The organism is Streptomyces sp. NPDC034037, from assembly GCF_055575715.1.
In genome coordinates, this window is sequence record NZ_JBVISC010000026.1 from 1 (window position 1) to 1,166 (window position 1,166).

At 66.0% G+C, this 1,166-nt stretch carries 1 protein-coding gene; it reads left to right on the forward strand.

Annotation, left to right across the window (positions count from 1 at the left end; genetic code table 11):
• The coding region (locus ACZ516_RS33865) for an amino acid adenylation domain-containing protein (protein ID WP_469013626.1) at positions 1-1,166 on the forward strand (1,166 nt) is incomplete at both ends.

Consider the following 1,166-nt stretch of genomic DNA (forward strand, 5'->3'; position numbering starts at 1 on the left):
CCCATGCGCCGGACCGTCGCATCCACCCCCTGGACACCGCCTACATCATCTACACCTCAGGCTCCACCGGAACACCCAAGGGCGTCCTGGCCCACCACCAAGGCCTCGCCAACTACCTCGCCTACACCCAAACCACCTACGCCACCCAACCCGGCGGCGCACCCCTGTTCTCACCCATCACCTTCGACCTCGGCATCCCCAACATCTTCACCCCCCTCACCCTCGGACAACCCGTCCACGTCCTGCCCCACCACCTCGACACCACCCACCTCGCACAAACCCTCACCACCCGAGCCCCCTACAGCTTCATCAAACTCACCCCCGCCCACCTCGAACTCCTCACCCACCAACTCACCCCCGAACAAGCCCGCACCCTCGCCGGCCACATCATCGCCGCCGGCGACACCTTCACCACCGACCTCGCCCACCGCTTCCACCACCTCACCGCACCCCACACCCCCACCCTGTCCACCGAATACGGACCCACCGAAATCACCATCGGCAACTCCGGACAAACCGCCACCAGCACCCTCACCACCATCCCCCTGGGACACCCCATCCCCAACACCGCCATGCACGTCCTGGACACCCACGCCAACCCCACCCCCCACGGCATCCCCGGCGAAGTCCACATCACCGGCACCGGCCTCACCCACGGCTACCTCGCCCGCACCGACCTCACCGCCGAAAAATTCATCCCCAACCCCTACGGACCCCCCGGCACCCGCCTCTACCGCACCGGCGACCTCGCCCGCCGCCACCCCAACGGCACCCTCGAATTCCTCGGCCGCACCGACACCCAAATCAAAATCAACGGCCACCGCATCGAACCCGGCGAAATCACCCACCGCCTGCGCGAAATCAACGGCATCACCGACGCCGCCGTCACCACACACAACAACACCCTCACCGCCTACCTCGTCGGTGAAATCCCCCCGGCACCAGAACTGACCACCCACCTCGCCACCACACTGCCCGACTACATGATCCCCAGCGCCTTCATAACGCTGGACCGCATCCCCCTCACCCACAACGGAAAACTCGACACCAAAGCCCTCCCCGCACCCGACCGACAAGCCCTCACCACCAACAAGCGCATAGCCCCCACCACCGACACCGAACGACTCCTGACCACCATCTGGGCCGAGATCCTCAACCTCGACCCC